The organism is Microlunatus panaciterrae (assembly GCF_016907535.1).
GTDB lineage: Bacteria > Actinomycetota > Actinomycetes > Propionibacteriales > Propionibacteriaceae > Microlunatus > Microlunatus panaciterrae.
In genome coordinates, this window is sequence record NZ_JAFBCF010000001.1 from 811,954 (window position 1) to 836,954 (window position 25,001).

Annotated in this window: 15 protein-coding genes; 8 read left to right on the plus strand and 7 right to left on the minus strand. The window is 68.8% G+C overall.

All coding sequences use genetic code 11. From position 1 onward, the window contains the following. Positions 1–38 precede the first annotated feature (38 nt). Positions 39–4,577, minus strand: a complete 4,539-nt coding sequence (locus JOE57_RS03665; RefSeq protein WP_204916440.1) for a DUF4082 domain-containing protein — start codon at positions 4,575–4,577, stop codon at positions 39–41. Between the two features lie 25 nt (positions 4,578–4,602). Then, the gene (locus JOE57_RS19110) at positions 4,603–8,064 is read right to left on the minus strand and encodes a DUF4082 domain-containing protein (protein ID WP_204916441.1); all 3,462 of its coding nucleotides are present in this window, start codon (positions 8,062–8,064) and stop codon (positions 4,603–4,605) included. A 388-nt stretch (positions 8,065–8,452) separates the two neighbouring features. Here JOE57_RS19110 and rpsT point away from each other — a divergent pair, with 388 nt between their 5' ends. Further along, the gene (gene rpsT, locus JOE57_RS03675; protein WP_204916442.1) at positions 8,453–8,716 is read left to right on the plus strand and encodes a 30S ribosomal protein S20; all 264 of its coding nucleotides are present in this window, start codon (positions 8,453–8,455) and stop codon (positions 8,714–8,716) included. 151 nt (positions 8,717–8,867) lie between these two features. Here the strand turns inward: rpsT and holA are convergent, their stop codons facing one another. Next, entirely contained in the window at positions 8,868–9,836 is a 969-nt protein-coding gene (holA, locus tag JOE57_RS03680) for a DNA polymerase III subunit delta (protein ID WP_204916443.1), read from the minus strand. Positions 9,837–9,911: 75 nt separating this feature from the next. Between holA and JOE57_RS03685 the strand changes: the two genes are divergently transcribed. After that, on the plus strand, positions 9,912–11,255 hold the full coding sequence (locus tag JOE57_RS03685; RefSeq protein WP_204916444.1) for a hypothetical protein: 1,344 nt from the start codon (positions 9,912–9,914) through the stop codon (positions 11,253–11,255). Between the two features lie 22 nt (positions 11,256–11,277). Here JOE57_RS03685 and xylA read toward each other — a convergent pair whose 3' ends face one another. After that, positions 11,278–12,468: a xylose isomerase gene (gene xylA, locus JOE57_RS03690; protein ID WP_204916445.1), complete on the minus strand. Its 1,191-nt coding sequence runs from the start codon at positions 12,466–12,468 to the stop codon at positions 11,278–11,280. Positions 12,469–12,712: 244 nt separating this feature from the next. On the opposite strand from xylA, the gene JOE57_RS03695 reads away from it, so the two are divergent. From JOE57_RS03695 to JOE57_RS03705, 3 genes are all read left to right on the plus strand, one after another. Then, positions 12,713–13,939 (plus strand): ROK family transcriptional regulator, encoded by a 1,227-nt coding sequence (locus JOE57_RS03695; RefSeq protein ID WP_204916446.1) that lies wholly within the window; start codon positions 12,713–12,715, stop codon positions 13,937–13,939. 127 nt (positions 13,940–14,066) lie between these two features. Beyond that, positions 14,067–15,329 (plus strand): toll/interleukin-1 receptor domain-containing protein, encoded by a 1,263-nt coding sequence (locus tag JOE57_RS03700; protein ID WP_204916447.1) that lies wholly within the window; start codon positions 14,067–14,069, stop codon positions 15,327–15,329. 119 nt (positions 15,330–15,448) lie between these two features. After that, positions 15,449–17,107 carry a serine/threonine-protein kinase gene (locus JOE57_RS03705; protein WP_204916448.1) on the plus strand — a complete coding sequence of 553 codons (1,659 nt, stop codon included), beginning with the start codon at positions 15,449–15,451 and terminating at the stop codon, positions 17,105–17,107. Here JOE57_RS03705 and JOE57_RS03710 read toward each other — a convergent pair. From JOE57_RS03710 to JOE57_RS03720, 3 genes are all read right to left on the minus strand, one after another. After that, entirely contained in the window at positions 17,088–19,394 is a 2,307-nt protein-coding gene (locus JOE57_RS03710) for a ComEC/Rec2 family competence protein (protein ID WP_204916449.1), read from the minus strand. The genes JOE57_RS03705 and JOE57_RS03710 overlap by 20 nt on opposite strands. 37 nt (positions 19,395–19,431) lie before the next feature. Next, positions 19,432–20,448 (minus strand): helix-hairpin-helix domain-containing protein, encoded by a 1,017-nt coding sequence (locus JOE57_RS03715; RefSeq protein WP_204916450.1) that lies wholly within the window; start codon positions 20,446–20,448, stop codon positions 19,432–19,434. A 233-nt stretch (positions 20,449–20,681) separates the two neighbouring features. Beyond that, on the minus strand, positions 20,682–21,548 hold the full coding sequence (locus JOE57_RS03720) for a DegV family protein (protein ID WP_204916451.1): 867 nt from the start codon (positions 21,546–21,548) through the stop codon (positions 20,682–20,684). Positions 21,549–21,620: 72 nt separating this feature from the next. On the opposite strand from JOE57_RS03720, the gene JOE57_RS03725 reads away from it, so the two are divergent. The 3 genes from JOE57_RS03725 to JOE57_RS03735 all read left to right on the plus strand — a co-directional run bounded on the left by JOE57_RS03725 (position 21,621) and on the right by JOE57_RS03735 (position 24,977). Next, on the plus strand, positions 21,621–22,583 hold the full coding sequence (locus JOE57_RS03725; RefSeq protein WP_204916452.1) for a GNAT family N-acetyltransferase: 963 nt from the start codon (positions 21,621–21,623) through the stop codon (positions 22,581–22,583). Positions 22,584–22,658: 75 nt separating this feature from the next. After that, positions 22,659–23,642 carry an endonuclease/exonuclease/phosphatase family protein gene (locus JOE57_RS03730; RefSeq protein WP_204916453.1) on the plus strand — a complete coding sequence of 328 codons (984 nt, stop codon included), beginning with the start codon at positions 22,659–22,661 and terminating at the stop codon, positions 23,640–23,642. 144 nt (positions 23,643–23,786) lie between these two features. After that, positions 23,787–24,977 carry a pentapeptide repeat-containing protein gene (locus JOE57_RS03735; RefSeq protein WP_204916454.1) on the plus strand — a complete coding sequence of 397 codons (1,191 nt, stop codon included), beginning with the start codon at positions 23,787–23,789 and terminating at the stop codon, positions 24,975–24,977. The last annotated feature ends 24 nt before the right edge of the window (positions 24,978–25,001 follow it).

A 25,001-nucleotide genomic window follows, 5' to 3' on the forward strand; every position in this document is an offset into this window, starting at 1 on the left:
CCAATCGTCGCAGCCGTCAGGTCGTCACCGTTGCCGGGTCACCGCCCCTCGCCCTGGGCCGTGATCGGGCCACCGTTGTGGGTGATCCCGATGCCGACCATGCTCGGAGCGGCCACCCCTGCCGGGCTGCTCATCTCCACCCGGTACTGGACGTAGCGCGAGCTTCCGACCACCCTGGCCCCGCTCCCGGCCAGAGTCCGCCAGGCAGACCAGTTGCCATCGACCTTGGCTGTGCTGCCGGTACGGACGCTGACCGTCAGCTTGCTGCCGGCCGGCGTCGTGGCCTGCCAGGTGGCCCGATCCCAGTCGACCATGGCTCGGGCGTCCAGCACCCCTGAGACGAAGGTGCCCTGTCGGCTGGCCGTCGCAGCCCCGGAGAGCGTGACCGACCCGAACCCGTCCGTGGTCACCGTCGCGCTGCCGCTGGTGTCACCCCGACGGAATGCGGGCGCCGTCTGTTCGGCCACCCCGGCGGCCGGTGTCGTGAATCGCAACGGCTTGCCGACGGTCGCGTTGCCGGCCGCGTCGGTGGAGGTCACGTCGAACCAGTAGGTGTGGTCCGGCTGCAGGCCGGTGAGAACCACTGCGTGGTCCTTGACCAGGTCCCTCGACAGTCGAAGATCGCCCAGTCGGGCCGTGGACCGGCCGAACCTGACCACCGAGTCCGCCTTCTCGTTGCTGGCCCAGCGGACCGCGGCGGTGCCGTCCGGCAGCGGCGTCACGACGGGCCCGGTCAGCACCGGCTTGGCGACGTCGGACTTCGGGGTGGTGAAGGACAACGGCGGCAGGGTGGTCGCCGGATAGGTCCTGACGTTGCCGGAGGTGTCCTGGGCGACCACCCGGTAGTAGTAGGTGGTCTGACGCTTCAGGCCGGGCAGCCGGACGGCGTGCTTCCTGGTCGCACCGCCCACCTTGGTCGTCGAGCTGAGCGTGCTGGGAGTCGTCCCATAGGTCACCTCGCTGCTGGTGGGTTCGGTGGTGGTCCAGCTGACGGTGGCCTCGTCCAAGGTCCCGGACTCCACTGTGAGCGCCTGGGCCTGGGTGATCGCCGGGGCACCCGTCGCCGCATAGCTGGCGGTGTAGCTGCCAGCCGCCGCCGGGAACGAGGCGTACTCGAGCCCCTTGACGGTGCTGGTGGTGAAGGTCACCGGGCTGCCGTTCCGGCTGATGCCCGTCAGCACGGTCCCGCCCGGGCCCGCCGTCGGGAGCATCCCGGTCAGACCGTTCGCCCCGGCACCCACGGCCACGTCGAAGCTCAACGTGTTGGCGCTCCAGCCGATCTTGCCGAACGACGAGGCGTTGCGTCCGTCGGTCCAGGTCAGCAGCTGCCGGCCGCTGATCATCGGGACGCCCCGCGCCATCGCCGAGGCCATCAGCTGGTCGTTCTCGAACGTGGTTGCGCTGTCGGTGTGGACGTTGGCATTGAAGACGCCGTAGTAGCCGAGCGGGCCGAGGGCGTTGTCCAGCAGGGTGTCCGGGGTGAACGGGTACGACTGGCCGGACTCGTCGGTCATCTGGGTGGCCGCCTGGTAGACGTCGATCATCGACCCGTCGGTGTCGGTGAAGCGCATCGGCATTCCCGAGCCAGTCATGAAGCCGGGCCGGTCGTTGATCCACGAGCTGGGCCAGTAGTAGTAGTTGGCGTCCATCCGCATGCCGTTGGCCAGCTCCGTCTTCGGCTGAGAGGCCCAGTCGCTGTAGACGATGCAGTGGAAACGGTTGCTCACGGGTCTGGGCAGGCTCGGGAAGGCCGCCGCCCAGCTGGACAGGTCCTGTGCGTAGTTGTTGGCCAGCGAGGCTGGGGTGAAGTTCGTGCAGCCGTTCTGGACGTGTACGCCGACCTCGAAGCCGCGGCTGTTGTAGCCGGCAGCAGCGGTGTTCGACAGCGGCGTGCCCGGGAAGATGTAGGAGCTGAACCTCAGGCAGGTCCAGTCCGCGACCGAGCAGCCGGTCGGACTGTTGGCCTCGTACTGGTCGAACCGGCCCGCGGTGCCGCCGTTGCCGTGGTCGTCACCGGTGGCCAGCACGACGGCCTTCAGGTTCTTCGGCAGGTACCAGAAGTGCGGCAGCGGCTTCTTGTCCCGGTTCATCACCTGGATCAGGTTCGCCAGCAACCGCTGTTGCTCGTCGGCCTGCGGAATCGCAACCTTGGCCAGGTTGACCCAGCTGGTCGTCGAGGTGCCGAAGTACAGGTCGTCGGACCGGATCGGCGCCTGACTGTCGCGCTCGGTCCCGGCCCAGGCGGGGTTGCCCTGCCGGGTCTGCACGATGGAGCGAGCGAGGTCGAAGGTGAAGGCTGCGGCCTGGCCGCCGTTGGTGCCGACCGTGCGCAGCGTGACCGCCGGGAAGGTGGTCGACGCGGTGGCGCTGGAGTAGAGGGTGGCGATCGCCTGCGCTCCGGAGAGGGAGTAGCGGTCGGCGGCACCGTGGAACTGGATGGTGTCGGAGACGATGCCGGCACCGGCGGCCGTCGACGTGTCCACCTTGAGGTAGGCGTTGCTGGTGGTGCCGGTCGTCAGGGTCAGGCCCAGCAGGGAGGCGAGCGTGTTGCTGGGGCGCATCGCGATGAGGTTGCCGCCGGCGTTGACCCAGTCGCTGAGCACGGTGGCCTGCGCGGCCGTCACCGTCACATTGCCGAGCACGACCACGTCGTAGGAGGCCAGAGTGGCGGCGGACAGGCTGCCGACGTCGACGGTGGCGAACTCGTTCAGACCTTCGGCCCGGAGGATCTCGGCGAGGTACTTCGAGTACGGGTTGCTGCCGCTGGTGACCACGGCCACCGGACCGCCGGGACCCTGCTCAGGTCCAGGAGGTGGCGGCGCAGCGGTGGTGAACGACCAGGTGAGGGCCTGCATGGTGTTGCCGGAGGAGTCCTTGGCCCCGCTCACCGTGGCGGTGTAGCCGGTCGACTCCGCCAGGGCAGAGTTGGGCGTCAGGGTCGCGGTCTGGGTGCTGCTGTCGTAGCTAACGGCGGCCGGAACGAGAACGTTGCCGGGTCCGCGGAGCTCCATGGCGACCGAGCCGGCGGTCACCGGCTCGGAGAAGGTCGCCGTCACGGAGGTGGTGGTGGGCACTCCGCTGGCGCCGGCGGCCGGGGACTGGGCGACCACGACCGGTGCCGTGGTGTCGACACTGCTGGTGTCGAAGACGACGTCGACCCAGTAGTTGCTCGACCGGTAGGTGCTGTTCGGGAACCCGCTGGCGCCGTAACGGTAGACCCCGTTGCCACCGTCGGTGCCGTCTCGGAGGGCGGTCAGCGGCCCTCGGACAGTGCTGGCTGAGGCGAAGTAGTCATTGTCGCTCGAGTAGCGGCCGACCGGTGCGTAGTAGGAGGCGATGTAGGTCGTGTTGGCCGACACCGACACGGGGGACGTGAAGGTGGCGCGCTGCCAGCCGGTGGATGACTCGCCGCTGAAGGTCACCTGCGCAAGCCGGGTGCCCGCCGAGGTCCAGAGGGAGCCCACATGGGTGCCGGTGTTGCCGGTGCCCTTGAAGAACCGGATCCCGGTGACGAAACCGTTGCGGTCGGCCCTGAACTTGACTCCCAGCTCGACGGCAGAGGAGTCGTTGGTCGACGCCACCGCCGGGGTTGCCGTGTCGGCCCAGATGCTGCACGGGCAGCCGCTCGAGGTGGCGGCTGTGCTGAAGGTCCAGCTGAGCGGGTCCATCACATTGCCGGCTGCGTCCTTGGCGCCGGACAGGTTGACCGTGTAGGTGGTCGAGGTGGCCAGGCTGCTACCCGGCGTGAAGGCGACGGTGCGGGTGGCGGAGTCGTAGCTCTTGGCGCCGGTGACCGCCCCGGCCGGGCCGGTGAGGGTCAGCGAGATGCTGGCGGGGTCGACGGCCTCGCTGAAGGTGGCCGAGACGGAGCTTCCCACTGAGACGCCGGTGGCGCCCGCTGCCGGCTGCCGGTCCGTCACGGTCGGCTTGGTGGTGTCGGCGGCGCCGGTGTCGAACACCACGTCGACCCAGTAGTTGCTCGCCTGGTAGCTGCTGGTCGGGAAACCGCCCCCGACGCCGTAGCGGTAGACGCCATTGCCGCCGTCGGTGCCGTTCTGGAGTGCCGTCAGTGGCCCGTTCGTCACTGCCGAGGCGAAGTAGTTGTTGTCGCCGGCGTACCTGCCGTTGGGAGCGTAGTAGGAGGCGATGTAGGTGGTGTTGGCGGTCACGGCCACCGGTGAGGCAAAGTTCGCCTGCTGCCACCCGGTCGAGGTCTCCCCGCTGAAGGTCACCGTCGCCATCCGGACCCCGGCCAGGTTCCAGAGGGAGCCGACGTGCGTCCCGGTGTTGCCCGTTCCCTTGTAGAACCGGATCCCGGTGATGAACCCATCCTGGGAGCTCCGGAACTTGACCCCCACCTCCACCGCTGCCGTGTCACTGTCGGCCGGGGTGGTCGGGGTCTGGCTGGCGGTCCAGATCGTGCACGGGCAGGTCGCCGCCGCGGCCGGCGCGGCGGGCACCGTGACGACGAACGCGAACCCGATGATCAGGGTCAGCAGACCGGCGAGCCGGCGGCGGTGGTGGTGCTCGCCGGACACCGTTGGACGCAGCCGGGTAGGCCGGAGTTGAGTCGACATCGAGAATTCCCCCTGAAACTGATGACTAAGGCGTCGTGAAGACGACATCCACCCAGTAGTTGCCTGACTGGTAGGTGCTCGTCGGGAAGCCGCTGGTGCCGTACTTGTAGACGCCGTTCCCGCCGTCGGTCCCGTTCTGCAGCGCCGTCAACGGGCCGCGAGTGGTGGCGGAGGTGGCGAAGTATCCGTCGTTGACGGAGTATCTGCCGTTCGGCGCGTAGTAGGACGCGACGTAGGTGGTGTTGGCGGTGATCGCCACGGGCGCGGCGAACAGCACCTGCTGCCACCCGCTGGCGCTCTCGCCGGTGAAGGTGGCATTGGCGAGCCGGGTTCCGGTACGGCTCCACAGCGAGCCGACATGGGTGCCGGTATTGCCGGTCCCCTTGTAGAACCGGATGCCGGTTACGTAGCCGTTCTGGCTCGCCCGGAACTTGACGCCCAGCTCGACCGAGCCGGTGTCGGGGTCCATCAGTACCGACGGCGTCGTTGTCGACGCCCAGATGGTGCAGGGGCAGGCCGAGGTCGAGGTGGCCGTGGTGAAGCTCCAGGTCACCGGCGTCATCGTGTTGCCGGCCGCATCTCTGGCCCCGGAGACGGTCGCGGTGTAGGTCGTGCCGGCCGCCAGCGGCGACGTCGGAGTGAACGTGATGGTCTGGGTCTGGCCGCTCGGGCTGGTGCTGCCTGACACGACAGCGTTGGCACTGTCGCGGAGCACGACCGCGGCGGAGTCGACCGGCTCGCTGAACGTCGCCGAGACCGAGGTCGATACCGCCACCCCGGTCGCACCTGTCGCCGGTACATGGCTGGTCACGGTGGGCGGCGTGGTGTCAGTCGGTGCGGCGGCGGCAGTGGTGAAGGTCCAGCTGATCGGGTCCATGGTGTTGCCGGCCGCGTCGGTGGCGCTGGACACCGTCGCCGTATAGGTGGTGCTCGCGGTCAGCGCCGACGACGGCGTGAAGGTGAGGGTCTGGGTCGAGCCGGTCGGGCTGGTGCTCCCGGAGACTGCGGAGTTGGCGCTGTCGCGGAGCGAGATCGATCCGGAGCTGACCGGCTCACTGAAGGTGGCCGTCACTGTGCTGGTCACCGGCACATCGGTGGCGCCGGCCGCGGGTTGCCGGTCGGTCACGGTCGGCTTGGTGGTGTCCGTGGTGCTGGTGGTGTAGACGACGTCCACCCAGTAGTTGGACTTGTTGTAGGTGTTGGTCGGGAACCCGCTGGTCGAGGAGTAGAGGTAGACGCCGTTGGCGCCGTCGGTGCCATCGGCCAGGGCAGTGAGCGGTCCATTGGTGGTCGCGGTGGTGAAGTAGCCGTCATTGGAGGCATAGTGCCCGTTGGGTGCGAAATAGGAGGCGACGTAGGTGGTGTTGGCCGTGACAGGGACCGGGTTGGCGAAGCTCACCTGCTGCCACCCGGTGCTGGACTCTCCGGAGAAGGTCGCCGAGGCGAGCTTGGTCCCGGTCCTGGACCACAGCGTGCCGACGTGGGTCCCGGTGTTGCCGGTGCCCTTGTAGAACCGGATGCCGGTGATGAACCCGTCGCTCGCGGCCCGGAACTTCACTCCCAGCTCGGTCGGCACCGAGTCGGAGTCCGACGCAACGGCCGGCGTGGCCGAGCTGGGCCAGATCGTGCAGGGGCAGGTGGCCGGCGGCGGCGTACCGCTGCCGACGGTGATGGAACGCCCCGCGGACGGGGTCTCCAGCAGGGCACTGTCATCTGCAGCCCGGGTCTTGATCGTCAGGACCGTATCGGAGGTCGGCGTGAAGGTGTACGACCAGGACGCCCGCCCGGTCGCCGGATGCCAGGTCGTGCCGTTGTCGACCGAGACCTCCACCCCGGCGACCCGACCGCCGGTGTCGGCGGCGGTCCCGGTGATGGTGAGCGGTTGGTTGGCGGGCACGGTCGCGCCGGCGGCCGGAGAGGTGATCGTGGACGTCGGCGCGGTGGTGTCGGTGGAGGCGGTGGCGGCGACCAGTCCGGACTGCAGGGTCGACGGCTGTGCGTTCATGTCGGCAAGGAGGTTCACGGTGGCCTGCTGGACGGCGATATCGGCCGTGCTCGACGGGCCGGTGGCGTGCTCGTCATCGAGCCCCCAGGCCCACTGGGTGCTGCCGGCACCGAACACCAGTGCACCACTCGGGTCCCGGTAGAGGGTCAGGTGATGGGTGGCGGTGCCGCTGGCGTACGTACTGCCGTAGTCCTGGAGATAGCTGGAGACGTTCTCGGTGGTCGTCGACATGAAGATCAGGCCGGGCGGCCGGAAGCCGTTGTCGGAGCTCTCGTCCCACTCGTAGCCCAGGATGTCCGAGCCGAGCGTGGTCCGCTGGTTGCCGGTGAGTGCGGCGACCCGGGTGTTGCGCCAGAACCGGAGCTGCGCATCGGCGGCACCGACCCCCATGTCGGTGGTGCAGCAGTTGACCATGAAGATGGTGCCGGTGAGGCGGTTCTCCGGCCGACCACCGTCCGAGGGCGGGCTGAACCGCGGGTCCCGCCAGGTGCCCGTCCACTCGGGCGACGGGTCGATCTTGGCGTTGGCGTGGGTCTCCTTGTAGGAGACCAGTGTCCGATAGCTCGCGGTTCCGGTGGAGATGCTGTTCTCCCAGCGGGTCTTCCAGAACACCTCGTTGCCGCTGAAGAAGGCGAGGTTGGTGCCCGCCGCCCGGGCCGCCTCGACGGCCGCCCGCTGACCCCCGGACCAGTACTCGTCATGTCCGACCGACATGAACGTCTTGTGGTTCTTGATCAGGTTTCCCCGCCGCTCGGTGTCGATGCCGGTGGAGTAGCTGACGTCGTAGCCGTTCGCCTCCAGGAAGCGGACCATCGGGTACTCGGAGTTCCAGACGAAGTCCTCCGGGGTCTCGGCCGCGGTGTCGAACGGCCGGTTGTAGCTCACCTTGTAGGCGCGTCCCGCCGGAGATCCCTCGTAGAGGCTGTTGCCGCCGTAGTCGTTGTAGGCCTGCCAGGTCGTGTCGGAAGTCTGGAACAGCAGGGCCGAGGTGCTGGCGTCGTCGCGGACGATGAACATGATGTGGCTTGCGGCCGTACCGGCCACCAGCTTGGCGAAGTAGATCCCGGACACGGCCGTGCTCGGGACCGCCCACGACGCGGTCTGAGTCCAGTTGCCGCAGTCGATCAGGCCGGTGGTGCTCTGGGTCAGGCAGCTGGGTTGCTTCGGAAAGGTCGTCGGGCTGACCGTCGCGACCTTGCGGGCCCCGGCGCCGCCGTAGTAGCCCATCCGGTAGATGTCGAGGCGGTAGCTGGTAGCGGTGGTCTTCACCTTGAACCCGATGGTGGAGCCACGGTTGACGCTGATGTCGGTGGCGAAGCCCTGGATGGAGGCACTGCCGGACCCGGAGATGTCCCACTCGCTGCTCGGGTTGCCGGGTTTGCTGTTCTCGCAGGCGATCTCGTTGGTCACCGGCGGGTCACAGGCGGCTGCCGCAGCCTGGGGCGCCGGGAGTCCGACGAAGGAGGCGAGCACAAGGCTCACAGTGAGGGAAACCGCTAGCCCGAACCGGGCGAGAGCCGATCTCCAGGACGACGACACAGCAACGCTCACGACGCTCCCCCTCAGCCGCTAGTCACACCGCGGACCGCTCAGGAGCGTCTGCACATCAAGGTGGACCGAACCAGGCCAGAGCCCGTCCGGTCCGTCATCGCCCCCGACCACGTTCCGATAAGTGAAACACAGCAGATGGGGCCTCCGTGCGGTTTTGACCAACATCGAGGAATACTGCGCTGCGCGGGCCCAGGACCGGGTGATTTTGGCACCGGTCGGGTCCGCTGCTAGAGTTAGCGGTCGCGTCCGTCTGTGACTCCTCGGAGCTCAGCCGGGTGCACACCCTGATCCGATCCCGAGAGTTTTAGAGGCTTGCCCAGTGGCGAACATCAAGTCCCAGATTAAGCGGAACAAGACCAACGAGAAGGCTCGTCAGCGCAACAAGGCTGCCAAGTCCTACCTCAAGACCTTCGTCCGCCATTTCCGTGAGGCTGCCGAGGCCGGCGACCCCGCCAAGGCCCAGGAACTCGCCAAGGCCACCACGCGCGCGCTGGATAAGGCCGTCTCCAAGGGAGTCATCCACAAGAACCAGGCAGCGAACCGCAAATCAGCGATTGCTGCCAAGGCTGCACAGCTGGGCTGATCGCCCGCAGCAGCCGCCCGACAACGCCGGTGTAACCCGCTGGCAGTCCGCCCGTCGTCCCGATCCCCCACTGGGTGATCGGGACGTTGTGCGTTACAGGTACTTTGGCCCCCTATCACTTCGCCCTGACCCCCGCTGCCGGGGCGCAGACTCAGCCGTGCCGGGCCCGGCTGACCGCGAGCACGGCCCGCTCCAGCGCGAACTCGGCGTCGTCGGCGGCACCCTTGATGTCGGCGTCCGCGGTGGCCACGATCCGCAACGCGCTGGCCAGGCCGGCCTGATCCCAGCCGCGGGACTGGGTCCGCATCGACTTGAGCTTCCACGGCGGGACGCCCACCTCACGGGCCAGATCGGCCTCGCGCAGGCCGCTGCCGGCCGTGATGAGCTTGCCGAGCCCGCGCAGGCCCGAGGCCAGTGCGCTGGTCACCAGGACCGGTGCGACGCCGGTGGACATGGCCCAGCGCAGCTGCTCCATCGCCACTCCGGTGCGACCGGCCAGCACCGCATCGGCCACAGCGAAGCTCGTCACCTCCGACCGGCCGCCGAAGTAGCGCTTGACCAGCGTCATCGAAATGGTCGTCGACTCTCCGTCCGACAGCAGCTGGGAGACCGCCGCCGCCAGGGCGCGCAGGTTGTGTCCCACCGCGTCGACCAGGAACTGGGCGGCGTCTGCGTCGATCGAGCCGCCGGCCCGTTTCGCCTCCGCCTGGACGAACTGGGGCAGCTCCCAGTTCTTGACGCTCGGGCAGTCGATCACGTCGACCTTGGCCCTCTTGAGCTTGTCCAGCAGGGCCTTGCCCTTCACCCCGCCGCCGTGCACCAGCACCAGGGCCAGGTCCTCGACCGGCGTGGCCAGCGCAGCGACATCATCGGTGAGATCCGCGGGCAGGTTGGCCAGGTCGCGGATCACCGCGGCACGGGCGGTCGAGAACAGCGAGGCGCTGGTGATCTCGGCCAGCTTGCCGCCCTCGAGTCGCGGCGCCTCGACCTGGGAGATCTCCACCTCCGGGTGCTCGGCCCGCGCCGCGGCCAGGATCTTGTTCACGGCCCGGTCGGCCAGCAGCGACTCCGGTCCCGTCACCAGGACGACCCGGCCGAACGGGGATTGCTGTTGCGCCACAGGGCAAGCATGCCATCCGGAGCTGACAGGGCCGTGATCGGCTGCGGGCGGCCTCCGGGCAGCGATACTGGTCCCATGCCGACCGAGCCTGCGCCGCCCGACGCCGACCAGCGACACCGGATGTTGACAGCAGATCGGGCCTTGGCAGCACACCAGCAAGACCGAGGCCGGGCGCGGAGCGAGGTCAGCCTGGTCGAGAAGTGGTTTCTCGACCAGGGCGTCCCGTTCGTGGTCCGCTACGCAGCCGGCCGACGCACCATCGCCCGCATGACACCCGGTCTGGTGTTGATCTTCCTGACCAGCATCGCTGTGCTGGTCGCACGGCTGACGATCATCCCGGCCGACCCGGACACCCTGGTCTGGACCTTGATCATCAAGGGTGACCTCAAGGACCGCGACTTCCTGGTCGCCGGGATGATCATGCTCGCGGGACTTGGGGTGGGCATCACAGGAGCCGTGTGGACGTCACGACGGCGAGGCAGCACCCGACGCCTGCTCGGCGCATCACCGGGGTTGCTGCTGCTCGGCGGGATGTTGCTGGTCTGCCTGGTGCACAGCCTGCGCTACCTTAGCCCGGGCGTGTTCTTCGCCGACCTGATCGGCTTCGCGGCTCTGGTCATCTCGCTGTACCTGTTGGTGCGCGGCGGGGTGTCGGCACTGTTCGTCTGGGCGTTGCGTCGGGCCCTGCCCCGCCACCAGGACCTGGTCCGGCTGCTCACCCGCGCACTGCCCCTGCAGTTGGTGCTGGTCTCGTTCCTCTTCATCAGCACCGAGGCTTGGCAGGTCGCCGACAGCCTGAGCGCCGGCAGGCTGGCCATCGTGGCGCTGTTCTTCGGTGTCGCCGCGCTGCTGTTCCTGATCACCCAGATCCCGCGTGAGCTGGAGGCGATCCATACCGACCTGAGCGAGGACAGCGTCCAGTCCAGCTGCCGGGACACCCCGCTGCAACGGTTGGCCGCGATGATCGACATCTCCGAGCTGCGCCACCATCGGCTGGAAAGGCGGGAGCGGGTCAACCTGGTGCTCACGCTGATGTTCGCCCAGGGGCTTCAGGTCTTCGGTCTCGGCCTGTTCATGTTCGTGATCTTGATCGTGTTCGGCACCATCACCATCGACAGCCCGGTGATCGCCGCCTGGGTGCTGCACCCACCGACGCCGGTGATCTGGTTCGGACTCCGGCTGCCCTACTTCAGCACCCAGCTGGTCCATGTGGCGACCATGATCGCCTCATTCGCGGCCCTGCAGTTCGCCGTGCTCGCGGTAACCGACTCGGTCTACCGAGTCGAGTTCTTCGACTCGATGGTGGGACGGCTCAGTGACACGCTGGTGGCCCGCGAGGTGTACCTCGCGGGCCTCGAACAGCACCAGCTCGGGCCGAGCCACGAGCTGCTGCCGTGGCAGCAGCCGAGCTCGAGCTAGCCGACCAGCCGACGTCGAGCGGTCAGCGGGCGCCCATCAGGTGCTCCAGCATCAGCTGCTGGAGCCGGACGAAGCCGAAGCCCTTGCCATTGAAGTAGACATCCGCGTCGAAGTTCTCGTACGCGCTCTGGTCGGCCAGGATCTCGCGGTAGCCTTCGCCGTCGTTGAGCGTCGGCTGCGACAGCTCCGGCACTCGGGCTGCCGCCAGGGCCTCCTGCACCTCCGGGTCGGCCCGGAACGCCTTGGCCCGCTCCTTGAGCAGCAGGTACATCCGCATGTTCGCCTTGGCCGACTCCCAGACGCCGTCGTAGTCCTCGGTCCGGCTCGGCTTGTAGTCGAAGTGGCGGGGACCGTCGTAGGCGGGGCCGCCGTTGGGGCCACCGTTCTCCAGCAGGTCGACCAGCGAGAACGCGTTCTGCAGGTCGCCATGGCCGAAGACCAGGTCCTGGTCGAACTTGATCGACCGCTGCCCGTTGAGGTCGATGTGGAACAGCTTGCCCTGGTAAAGCGCCTGGGCGATGCCATGGGTGAAGTTGAGGCCGGCCATCTGCTCGTGCCCGGTCTCGGGGTTGATGCCGAAGAGTTCCGACCGCTCGAGCGTCTCGATGAAGGCCAGGGCGTGTCCAAGGGTCGGCAGCAGGATGTCCCCGCGCGGCTCGTTGGGCTTGGGCTCGATCGCGAACCGGAGGTCGTAACCCTTGTCGGTCACGTAGTCGGCCAACAGGTTGACGGCCTCGCGGTAGCGCTCCAGCGCCGCCTGGACGTCCTTGGCGGTGTCGTACTCGCTGCCCTCGCGGCCACCCCACATGACGAACGTCTTGGCGCCGAGCTCGGCGGCCAGGTCGATGTTGCGCAGCACCTTGCGGATGGAGAACCGGCGGACAGCGCGGTCGTTGGAGGTGAAGCCGCCGTCCTTGAAGACCGGGTGGCTGAACAGGTTGGTGGTCACCATCGGGATCACCAGACCGGTGTCCTCCAGCGCCGCCTTGAGCCGCTCGATCTGCTTCGTCCGCTCACCGTCGGTGGCCTCAAACGGGAACAGGTCGTTGTCGTGGAAGGTCAGCCCGTAGGCGCCGATCTCCGACAGCTTGTTGACGGCCTCGACGACATCGAGCGGTGCCCGGCTCGGGCCGCCGAACTGGTCCTGACCGACCCAGCCGATGGTCCAGAGGCCGAACGAGAACTTGTCTTCACGGGTGGGTGTCGCAGACATAGCGGAGCCTTCCAATCAGCGATGATTATGTTGAGACTTAGAACATATTCCCTTCACGTACCGCTGTCAACGCCTTCGCCTGCCTGGTGTCGGTTTCCCAAGTCAACTAGGGAAACTGTCACATGACGTGGCGAATTTCCCTAGCCCTGTGACTGTTTCCCAAGCCGACTTGGGAAACCGACCTCCCCCGACCCACGCCCGCCAGGGTGTACGTTCAGAGAGGCAACAAAGTGAGGGAGGCTGGATGGCGGGGAATGTGCACCGGGCGACGGCGGCGGGTCAGGGGAATGACCAGACGAGGCGCCACAACCTGTCGACGGTGCTCACGGCACTGCATCACGACGGTCCGCAGACGCGGGCTGAACTGACCCGCCGGACCGGGCTGAACCGCTCGACGATTGCGGCTCTGGTGGCCGAGCTCAGCCTGCGCGGGCTGGCTTTCGAGACGCCGGCAACCGAGGCTGGCACGGTCGGGCGGCCATCGCCGCTGGTGCATCCGAACAGCGATGTGGTGGCGCTCACCGTCAACCCCGACATCGACGCCATCACGGTCGGCCTGGTGGGTCTCGGCGGCCGGGTGCACAAGCGGATCCGGTACGAGACGGAACTGCCCACGGTGAAGAAGACGGTCAAGATCGTCACCGCCCTGGTCGAGGGGATGCAGAGCGAGCTGGACAGTCGCTTCACCGTGCTCGGCCTCGGGGTTGCGGTCCCCGGCCTGGTGCGCAGCGACGCCATGGTGACCCTGGCGCCACACCTGGAATGGCGTGAGGAGCCGTTGGCCGGTCCGCTCACCGAGGCTCTGGGCTATCCGGTCACCGCCGGCAACGACGCGGGCGCAGCCTGCCTGGCCGAGAGCATCTACGGCGCCGGCCGCGGCGTCCGTGAGCTGATCTACCTCAATGGCAGCGCCAGCGGTATCGGCGGCGGGGTGCTGGTTCGCGGCATCCCCCTGCGCGGCAGCTCCGGCTATGCCGGCGAGCTCGGCCACACCGTGGTCAACGCCCAGGGCTCGAGGTGCCACTGTGGTCGGATCGGCTGTCTGGAGACCGAGGTCAGTCGGGCTCGCCTGCTCGAGGTCCTCGGCCGCGGCAGCAGCGAGGCAGACCACCTGGATCGGCTGCTCGCCGAGTCCGACGACGACGCCGTCCAGATCGAGGTCAACCGTCAGCTGGACTGGCTGGCGCTGGCCCTGGGCAACCTGATCGGCATCTTCAACCCGGAGGCCATCGTGCTCGGCGGCTTCCTCGGCTCGCTGTACGCGGCCAACCCGGAACGGCTGGACGAAGGTGTGCAGGAGCAGACCTTTGCGTCGTTGGTGCACGGGCTCCGGATCGAGAGGGCCGAGCTCGGCCCGCAGCTGCTCACCGTTGGAGCCGCCGAGCTCGTCTTCGCCGGACTGCTCGCCGATCCGGCCGGCTACCTCGCGCGCCTGGACCTGCCCGGAGAGGGCGTTCGTCCGGCCTTGTAGCCGTCCGCAGCGCGCAGAGCGCCCGCAGCTCTTTCGGGATCGCTTTCACCTGCCGGAGACCTCACGAGGTGCCAAGATACGCACACCGGTGCAGCACCGGTCGGCGCGGCGGCGTGCAAGGAGTGAGATGGCCGACAAGGTCAGAGTGTTCCTCAGCTATCGGCGCGCGGACACGCAACATGTGGCCGGCCGGGCCGCCGACCGGCTCGGCGAGTTCTTCGAGCTGTTCATGGACATCGACACCATCCCGCCGGGTGTCGACTTCGAGGATTACGTCCGCCGCGCCGTGAGCAGCTGCGACGTCCTGCTGGCATTCATCGGGAATCGCTGGGCAGATCTGAGCAACAGCCGCGGGCAACGCCGCCTTGACGATCCACAGGACTGGGTGGCCGAGGAGATCGGCGTCGCACTCGGCCGGGGGGTTCGGGTGATCCCGGTCCTGGTCGACGATGCGGTGATGCCCCTTGCAGACGACCTGCCCAGTGCACTGGCGCCGCTCGCCCACCGGCAGGCACTCCCCCTCCGGCACGCCACCTTCTCGGCTGACCTCGCTCGGCTGGTAGCCGGGATCGAGCACGCCAGCAGGGAGCGGGGAGCACCTGCTGCCACCGGGTCCACCGCCGCCAGCACCTCGGCCGATCCGGCGGTCAGGCCCGGCGGCAACAGCCCTGCCCGGTTCGCGGAGCGCTGGGAGCAGCCGGGGATGCCCACCAGAGCGGGACCGGCCGTGACGATCGGGCAGGAGACTCCGCCACCGAGGTTGAGGGCTGTTGTCCTGGGACTGGCCCTCGTCCTGTTGGCGGCGCTCATCGGCGCCGGCATCGCCATCGGTCGGCCGTTCGATCACTCCGCCGTTCCGCAAGCCGAGGAGACCGGAGGCAGCCCCCGGTCCAGCTCGTCCCCCACGCCCTCTCCTGCTCTGCCGGGCCCCGCCGTCACCCCGGCGCACACCGTCGAAGAGCTCCGCGCCCACGTCCCGGCCGCGTTCCGGCGCACCTGCCGCGCGCTGGTGCCCGAGCCGAAGGTACTGAAGGCCTCGCTCGTGGTCGCCGTGCAGTGCCTGCCCACCCAGGGCAGCCTCGGCGGCCGGCAGCCCACCTATCTCTTCTACTTCCAGTACGCCGGGCCGGAGTCCGCGCTGGCTGCGTTCCGCGGGTACTACGCCTCGGGTGACCTGCCCGCCGGAGACTGCTCCCACGACCCTGCCGAGATGCCGTATGACCGGCCTGACCAGGGCGGTGGCATTCTTCGCTGCTACCGGGACGCCGAGGCCTACCGGGTGTTGGCCTGGACCGACGACGAGCTGGCCATCGTGGCCTCGGCCGCCGACCGCACCATGACCTACGCCGAACTGGTGCGGTGGTGGCGCGGGGCTGGCCCAGTGCGTTGACCCCCCGCCGATCGGACCCGGGGGTGACTTCGTGGGGAATCCGCACGCCGGCCCGGCCGGGGGGCTAGCATCCGGGTACGCGTAGCCGTCCGCTGCGCGACACTCGGGGGGGTGTTGAGATGGACATCGGGCACTACACGCTCATCGGCCAGTTGCCCAGCGGCCGCTACGGAGCGATCTGGCGGGCACGAGACCCGCATGGCACAGAGGTCGTCCTCAAGCAGCTCGCGTTGGCGCAGGTGGAGCGGAGGCCCTTGATCCGGGCGGTCGCGACCGGCTTCGGCGGGCTCCGACACGTCAACCTCGCTCGCTGTTTCGATCCGGTGGAGGACGACAGCGGCATCTGGCTCGTCGAGGAATGGGTGCCTGGAGTCAGCCTTTCCGCCCTCGGCGGCACCAGCCCGCTGTCCTGGCGGCAGATGCTCGGCGTGCTGCACGGAGCGCTGCAAGGACTGGCGGTCGCCCATCGGCAGGGCCTCAGCCATGGTGACCTGTCACCGCGCACCATCATGGTGAGCGCCGACGGCACACCCAAGGTGATCGGCTGCGGGGCGTGGGCGGGGCAACCCGAGGTGGCCGGGATCAGCGGGTATGCGAGCCCTGAGGTGCTCGCCGGCTGGCCCCTGGCACCGACCGCCGACGTCTACTCGGCCGGGGCGATGCTGGCCCGCGCGGTGTTGGGCCAGCCGGTCAGCGACCCGGCATCGCCGACAACGGCAGTGCCACTGGACAGTGTGCAGCCCGACCTCCGGACGGTCCTCACCCGGGCGCTCTCGGTGGATCCGGACGCGCGGCAACCGGACGCGCAGGTGTTGCTCGATGAGCTGGACCACGCTGCCACCCGAGCGTTCGGGGTGGGCTGGTGGACTCTGGAGGGACTGGCCGCAGCGGTCTCAAGCTGGGGCGTCTCCACCGCCGGGTCGGTGGGCGGTTCCCCCGGCATCGTCGGGGGCAGTGAGCCGACCCTGGCGCCGGCAGGTGGGTACGGCGCGGTTTCCGGCAGCATCAACCTGCGAGGCGACCTGGGCCCAGGCGCGGTGGCGGGCGCCTACGCACCAATGGGCGGTGCCGCCGCGGCAGTGGCACCAGCTCGTCGGTCCGGCTCCCCCCCGCGGCCGCGTCGGCTGATCGCCGTCGCGGCGGCGGGCACTGCGCTGGTGATCTTGGCGGTGGTCCTGTACGTGTTCGCCCGGCCACCTTCGACCGAGGCTGACCCGCAGGCGTCGACCGGCGCCGAGACGACCACGAACCAGCGGCCGCCAACCTCGCCACCGGCGCCCAGCCCCACGCCCACCCCCAAACCCAAGCCGAGCCCCACGCCGACCACATCGCCCACCCCGAGACCGCAGTCGGCTGCCGGCTTTGCCGGGGTCTACCGCTTCCAGTCGGTGGTCACAAAGTCGAATCTGACGAGCGAGCCCGTCGGCCGCAAGGCCACCTCGACCTGGGTGGTCAAGACGACCTGCCGGAAGGCGCGTTGCACGACGTCGGTCTCCTCCTCCGGGGGCGGCCGGGAACCGATGACGGTGAAGGCGGGCGGTTGGAGCAACCGGTCCAAGGGCAACGGTCGCTGCGTCAATGTGCGCACCGGTGTGGCCACTGGTCAGTTGGTGCCGACGCTGTTCACACGGACGGTCAGCCCGACCCAGCGAACAGGTGCCCAGATCACGAAGATGGCAGGAACCGAACGCTTCCGGCAGCTCAAGCGGTGCAACAACCAGGTCGCACCGCTGGCCGAGGTACGGAGAAAGGTCACTATCACCTTCCTGCGGCGGTGAGCTGGCGCTGCACCACCGCTGTCATTCCGGTCGACCCGCGGACGATGGCCACAGACCCCTGCAGGTCGGTCCGGAGCACGGTCATGCCGAGTGACTCGGCCAGCCGGACGGTCCGCGGCGCCGGGTGGCCGTAGTCATTGTTCAGACCGGCGCTGGCGATCGCGACCCGCGCATGGGTGGCCGCGATGAACCGAGCGTCCTGGCGAGCCGACCCGTGGTGCGGCAGCTTGAGCACGTCGGCCGAGAGGTCGGCCCCGGAACGTAGAAGGGCCTGCTGCGCCGCCGGCTCGGCGTCACCGGTCAGCAGGATCCGCACCCCGTGTGCCACCAGCATCACGACCAGGCTCGAGTCATTCTCCACTGACGACTCCTCCTCTCCCGCAAGGGCAGCCGCGGCCGCGGGTGGACCGACCGGACCGATCACCTGCCAGTGCAGGGAACCCAACGAGGCTGACTCACCAACCCCAGGGACCCGGACCGGCACCCGGTCGGCATGCGCCAGCCTCGCCACCGTGCGCGCCTCTGCGACCGGCGAGGCGAGTGGACTCACCCAGATCTCTCCGACGCGTCTCTGCCGGACCACACTCGTCAGGCCGCCCACGTGGTCAGCGTGGTAGTGGCTCAAGATCAGCAACGGCACCGACTCGATCCCCAGCTGATCAAGACAACGGTCCATCGGAGCCGGGTCCGGGCCGGTGTCGATCACCAACCCCTGCCGCCGACCGGCGTTCACGACCAACCCGTCTCCCTGTCCGACATCGCAGGAAACCATCAACCAGTCAGGCGGTGGCCATCCGGGCTGGACGGGAGCTCGGAGGAACCCCAGGGTCATCACAAGGGCCAGCAGTGACGCCGCCCACGGTCGACCGAGCAGCCTGGGCATCGTCCAGGCCAGTCCGAGAGCCGCGACCGCCAACAGCAGCAGGGAGGCCGGTGACACGGGCCACGACCAGGCAGCACCGGGCAGCCTGGCGCCCAGCCGCGCTGTCCACAGGATGCCCTGGGCCGACCAGGCCGCACCGAACCCGGCGATCGCTGCCGCCCAGCCGCTCAGCAGGGAAAGTCCGGCTGCGGCGAAGCCCAACACGGTGGCCGGGCCGACGAACGGCCCGGCCACGGCATTGGCCAGCAGACCGACCACACTCACCCGGCCAGAGATCGCCGCCACCAACGGGAGGGTCGCCAGATGGGCCGCCAGCGGCACCGCCACCGCCTCGGCGATGATCCGCGGCAGCCACCGCTGCAGCATCGCCGCCCACCGACCTGCCCACCACACGATCCCGCCGCTGGCCAGCACCGACAGGGCGAAACCGATCGAACGGCTCAGCCACGGGTCGAGGAGCAGCAGCACCACCATCGCGGCGGCCAGGCTTCGTAATCCTTTCTGGGCGCCCCCACTACCGAGGGCCGCGAGCGCAACCAGGCCCATCGCCGCGGCACGGAGCACGCTCGGTTCGGTCCGACAGAGTGCGACGAACACGAAGACCCCTGACAGCCCGACGAACCGCAACCAGCGGCCACGCACTCCCAGCCATCGGGCGAGCAGCATCAGGAACGCGAGCAGTAGGGTCAGATTCGCTCCGGACACGGCCATCAAATGGGTCAGTCCGGTGTCCTGGAACTCGGTCCTCATCGTGGTCGAGATCCCCGAGGTATCGCCCAGGACAAGGGCCGGCACCAGGGCCCGCTGTTCCGGGCTACGTTCGGCGACGGAACGGCGGAGCCCTTCCCGCACGTGCTCCACCCACCGCAGTCCTCGGCCGGGGGCGGCGACCACGACCGACGGACCGCGAATCCTCACCACCGCAGCAAGATCATCCCCGGCGTTCGGGGGCCGAAGCCTGCCCTTGATCTGCAGCCTTGAGCCGACCGGGATCCGGGCCCAGTCGTCCACCTCGGTGCCGGCGACCATCAGCAGCACCGGCGAGCGCACCCGCCAGGTCTCTCCGCGGGCTTTGATCTCGACCAGCACGGCCCGGACCATCAGGAAGTCCGGTTGTCCCGCGGCTCCAGCCTGCCGGTGGGGATCGCCACTGATGGCCACCTCGGCCGACACCACGGCCCCGGCCGTCGCCAGCTGGCGTACCAACGAGCCCGACACCCGATACGTCTGAAGCATGCCGACGGCCAGACCGGTGGCAAGCAGCACGGCCAGCGCAGTCAGCCGAGACGACCGTCGTAGGCAGGCGATGATCACCACCAGCAGCGAGGCCAAGCCGACCAGCGGTGCCGCTGACGACCAACCCGACGTGCCCAGCCACGTGGCCGCCCAGGTCGCGAGCGCCACCGGCACAAGCCTGAGATCGGTGCCCGCTTGCACTCGCTCACACCCTGACATGCGGAGCGATGTCGGCGAAGGTCTTGGGGCCGATCCCTGCCACCTCCTGGAGCTCCTCAACCCGAGTGAACCGGCCGTGCTCGGTGCGCCAGGCAAGAATCTTATCGGCGGTGACCGGGCCCACCCCGGGCAGATCCTCCAACTGCTGCGCCGTGGCAGTGTTGAGATCGACCATTGCACCGGAACCATCCGAGCCGGTACCGGTCCCACCGGCTGCGCCGTTGCCGTCGCGCACCTCGCCCGCGGGGTCCCGGGTGGTGCCGACCAGCACCTGCTGGCCGTCGCTCAGGATCTGGGCGAGGTTGAGGCTGCCCGGCCGAGCGTCACGTGTCAGGCCGCCGGCAGCGTGCAGAGCGTCGGCAACGCGTGCTCCCTGCGGCAGGCTGACGACGCCGGGCTTCCGTACGGCTCCGAGGACATGCACCATGATCATCGTCGGAGTCGGCACGGGCGTGTTCACCGGCGTCGCTGCGGCCGCGGGTGGCGAGCTCACGGGCGTGGCCAGCGCCACGGGCCGAGCTCTCAACACCGACCAGCCGGCTGCAGCGATCCCGATCAGCGCCAGGACGCACAGCACCACCAGGTGGGTGCGGGTGAACCGTGCCCTGAGCGGCTCCGGCATCGGCGGCAGATCGAGCTGCTCGGTTGTCGCCGGCGAACCGGCGCCGACCGGTCGGCTCTCGCGGGTCCGCCGCTGGGGTGGGGCCGACACGGGCTCCTCGTCGTCCCAGTACTCCGATGGCTCAAGAGGGGGTGGGTCGATGCGTCGCGCCGTGAACGGCGTAGCAGTGACCTTGCCAGCGTGGCCATCCCCGGCAACGGCGCGCCCTTTCGGCTGCCGCTGGCGGGAGCCGGTGACCAGGGCGGTCGAGGTCAGCGGGGGGCTGCTGGTGGTCCCGACCGCCCTGGCACGTCGTGGGCCATTCTCGGCCAGGATGTGTGCCAACCGCTCGCGCACCTCGGCGGCCAGCAACGGGTCCTCCCTGCCTCGACGTCCCACCATGTCGTGACGTTAAGGAAGTCCGGTCGGGACGGTCAGCCTCGGCTGTGATCTGTGGATGACGCTGGAGAGAGGTGTCGGGCTGTGGACAAGGGAAGCGTTTGGCTTGCGGCTCGGGCGCGCCGCCCTTCGACAGGCTCAGGGCGCGGTCAGGCTCCGGGGTGTGGGGGTGGCCCTTCGACAGGCTCAGGGCACATGGTCAGGTCAGGGCGCGAGGTCAGGCTCAGGGCGCGGGGTCAGGGAACGGCGGGGGATACGACGAGGCCGACGGTGCCGGGACCGGCATGCACGCCGAGGACCGCGCTCACCTCCGAGATGGTGATCTCGCCCAGAGTGGAGACCCGGCCACGAAGGCGCTGCAGCAGATGCTCAGCGCACTCGCGGTTGTCCAGGTGGTGGATCTCGACCTCCACCGCAGCGGCCGAACCGGCGGCACGGGCAAGGGCAGCCACCCCCAGCTCTTCCATCCGCAGCATCGCCTTGGAGGTCGTCCGGACCCGCTCAAACGGGCGGATCTCCCCGCCGGTCACCCTGAGCAGAGGCTTGACCGACAGGGCGGAGCCGAGCATGGCAGCCGCTGCGCCGATCCGGCCACCCCTGCGCAGATACTCCAGCGTGTCCACATAGAAGAAGATCTCGCTCGCCGCGGCGCGCCGTCGCACCAGCTCGGAGACCTCGGCGGCGCCCGCTCCCCTGCTGGCCAGGTCCGCCCCAGCCAGCACGGCGAAGCCTGCCGCCATCGCCATCGTGCCGCTATCCACAACCGTGACCGCAATCGGCGCCGTCCTGGCCGCGACCTCGGCCGCCTCGCAGGTGCCCGAGATCCTGCTGCTCAGGTGTACCGACACCACCTCCGCGTACCCCCGCTCCGCCAACCCCTCATACATGATCTTGAACGCCTCGGGTGAAGGTCGTGACGTGCTGACCCGCTTCCTCGCCCGCAGCGCACGAGCCACCTCTGCCGGCGTCACCGACTCCTCCGACTCCGGCCGGCTGATGCCGTCGATGACCACCTGCAGAGGAACCACGCCGACTCCGGCCCGATCTGCCCGCAACGACCCCAGCGACGCCGTAGAGTCGGTCACCACCGCGACGCCTGCCATGGCGCAAGAGTAGGACACCCGACAGGTACCTTTGGTGCCAACACGGTGCCGAAGTGAGCAGGAGTACGACCAATGCCCCACCACTCCCGACGGGTCTGGCGTGCATCCCCTGGCTCACTGGTCATGGTGATCGCCTTCATGGCCGTCGCCGGCCTCTGCCTGCCGGCGCTGGCCTACCTGATCTACCGATCGCAGCATGACCCTGTCGTTCCGATGGTGCTGAGTGTGCTCACCATCCTTGCGTTGCTCTACGCCTGGCGCTTCGGCCTGCATCCCCAGCTGCGCGCGGATGATCAGGGGGTGACCATCCGCAACCCGTTCCGCCGCCATGGATTCGCCTGGGAGGACGTCTCCTTGATCGCACCCGGTGAGAACGGGCTGGTGATCGGTTCCGAGGAGGAACAGGCCGAGGCGTGGTGCGTGCAGAAGTCCAACCACGCGACAAGACAGGGCAAGCACACCAGGGCAGACCGGATATCGGCGCAGCTCTTCGACCTGCTGGAGGAGGCCACCGGACCGCTCACCGAGCAGCACCTGCCCGGGGTGCGGCTCCGCCGCGCCCGCCCGTACGAGGACGAGCTGCTCACCACGCTCGAACGCGCCGCCAGCGAGGCAGCGCTGAGCCATGTCTTCCCGCCCGAGCAGTTCCCCTACCCCGTGGACACCGTTCGGGCCCGCTGGCGCAGCCTGCTGCGGGACAGGCAGGCCAGCATCCGCCTTCTCGAGGTCGAGGGCGAGCCTGTCGGGTTCGTCGCCTACGACTCCAGCACGGTGCGGCATCTGGGGATCCTGCCGGAGCAGATGCGTCGCGGCTATGGGACGTTGCTGCTGGAGCACGCCACCTCCGAGATTTTCGACCGGGCTGCGCCGTCCGCGGCGCTGTGGGTGCTCGAGGACAACAAGATCGCGCGCGACTTCTACCTCGGCCAGGGTTGGGTGGAGACCGATGATCGCCGCGAGTGCGCGTTCCCACCCGGCCCGACAGAGATGATGATGACCAAGCGCAACCCGGCTGCGCCGCGGCGGAGTCGATGAGGACCGTTGTCTGGAGCGGTCCCGTCTTCGAGAGCAGGGGCGGGAGCCCCGCCTATCGCGGTTGGGGGCCCGACCATGCCTAGACGGTTCCAGGCCCTCTGGGTCTCGCTGGGGGTGCTGGCCCTTCCGCCAGGTCTGCTGGCCACCTTTCTGCGCGTGTCCGCGCCCACTGATGACATCCCGGCGATGGCCGCCTCGTTCATCCCGTTCGGGCTGCTCGCCTTCCTGGCGGCGTTCATCTTCCTCGGGGTGGCACTCGTGCGGGCGAGGACACGCCTCGCCCTCGGCGTGCTCTTCGCCATCACCGCCTGCCTGCTTGCCCTGCAGCTGTCGTGGATCATCCCCTACTACACTCCGGATGATCGCCAGGCAACCACCGCACCAGTGACGTTGATGAGCCTCAACCTGCTCGCCGGCCAGGCCGATCCGAGCCAGGTCATGGCTCAGGCGCGCAGGGCTGATCTTGTCGTGCTGCTGGAGTACACACCGGCCGAGGCCGACGCCTTGCACGGTCTCGGCATCGACCAGCGCTTCCCTTACTCCGTTGGCGATCCCCGCCCGGGCGACTTCGCCGGCTCGGCCATCTATTCCCGGTATCCGTTGACCGACCCGCAGCCACTCCCGGAGATGTCCTTTCCCCAATGGATGGTGACGACGCGGTTGCCGGGCATCGGAGCAGTTCAGGTGGTGGCGGCACATCCGTGCAACCCGCTCTGTGGCAGCGGCCGCTGGAACCTGGAGCACCGACAGCTGCGCCGCAGCGTCAGGCCCTACCTGAACCGGAGGTTGATCATCGCCGGCGACTTCAACGCGGTCAATGATCATCAGCCGATGCGTGACCTTCGCAGCGACGGTCTCCGCGGTGCAGACGACCTGGTTGGCGCGGGCTGGCTGCCGACCTACCCTGCGAAGGGTCGGATCCCGCCCATCATCGGCATCGACCACGTCATGCTCAGCCCACTCCTGACAGCAACCGCGATCGAGACGTTCCGGGTGGACGGCACCGATCATCTGGGACTGATCACCCGGGTGGCCGGCACCACCCGGCGGGAGAGATGAGGCGCACCAGACGACGGGGCCTAGCCCCGTTTCCGACGCAGGCTCACCTACTCGCCCGGTGCGCTAGCATCAGGATCTCACCAGGTGGCGCCGACCGGAAGATCTGCGTCGATGTTGATCTGCCATCGGTGAGTGGGGAACGAGATGGAACGGAAGTGGATCCTCGGGCTCGGGCTCGGGCTGGCCGCCGTAGCCGTCGCCCTGCTCGGCGTCGTGATCGGGCTGGCCTGGCGGCCCACCGCCCCAGCGACAGCCACCGCCGGTCTCTCCTCGGCTCAGCTGCAGGAGGAGAAGCTGAGGCAGGAGATCAGGGCCCTGGAGATCTCCAACGCCCAGGCCTCCGGCCCGCAGCACGCCTTCCTTGCCTGGGCGCCCTTCATCACCGCACTCGGCGCGATCGTGGCTGTCGGCGCGACGCTGTGGAAACAGTCGAGCGAGCTGACAGCCGCCCGGCTCCAGCTCAGCGACGAACACGAGAAGTCACGCATCGCGCAGGAGCAGTGGCGCGCCGAGTTCCTCGAAGACCAACGCAACGCCCGCAGCCAGCGTGACGACGAGTCACTGCGACGCTTCGACTCCAACCTGACCTCGGTCATCACCAATCTCGGTTCGGCGTCCGAGACGCTCCAGGTCAACGCAGCCGCCGCGCTGGCGACGTATCTGAAACCCCGCTATGCCGCGTTCCACCAGGACCTGCTCTTCGTCATTTCGGCGAACCTGCGGCTCCGTCCCGGTGAGGCGGTCGTCCGGGTGCTGCGCTCCGACCTCGAGCGGTTGCTGCGGCTCATCCTCGACCGCACCGCAGTCACCGCAGGCGAACTGCCGTCGGAGCTCGACCTGGCCCGGGCTCGGCTGGACCGGTTGGACCTGTCCGGTCTGGACCTCCGAGGCATCGCCGTCGACGTGGCATTCGCCGACCTGACCGGAGCCCGGATGGTGGGAACCCTGCTGCCCCGGCTGAAGGCTCGGGAGGTGATCTTGGAGGGAGCGCACTGTTCGCGGGCAGATCTCGGCGAGGCCAGGCTCAATGGAGCCCACGCTCGTGGCGTCGTGATGCACGGCACCAACCTGGTCTCAGCCACGCTGAAGAACGCCGACCTCCAGGGGGCTCAGTTCCAGCAAGCCAGGCTGCAGGAGGCCCATTTCGAGGGTGCCGTCCTGGTCGGCGCCAACTTCACCGACGCGGACGTGGCGAATGCGTTCTTCTGGAAGGCGACTTTCGACGATGCGGCACTGATCAGCATCGCCGGAGGCGCCCACCGATGGCGTGAGAACACCAACTTCGACGCCGCGACCAGGGCGCGACTCGAGCAGCTCGCCGCACCCTCTGGCTGAGCTTCTCAGGTCGGGCGCCCCCTG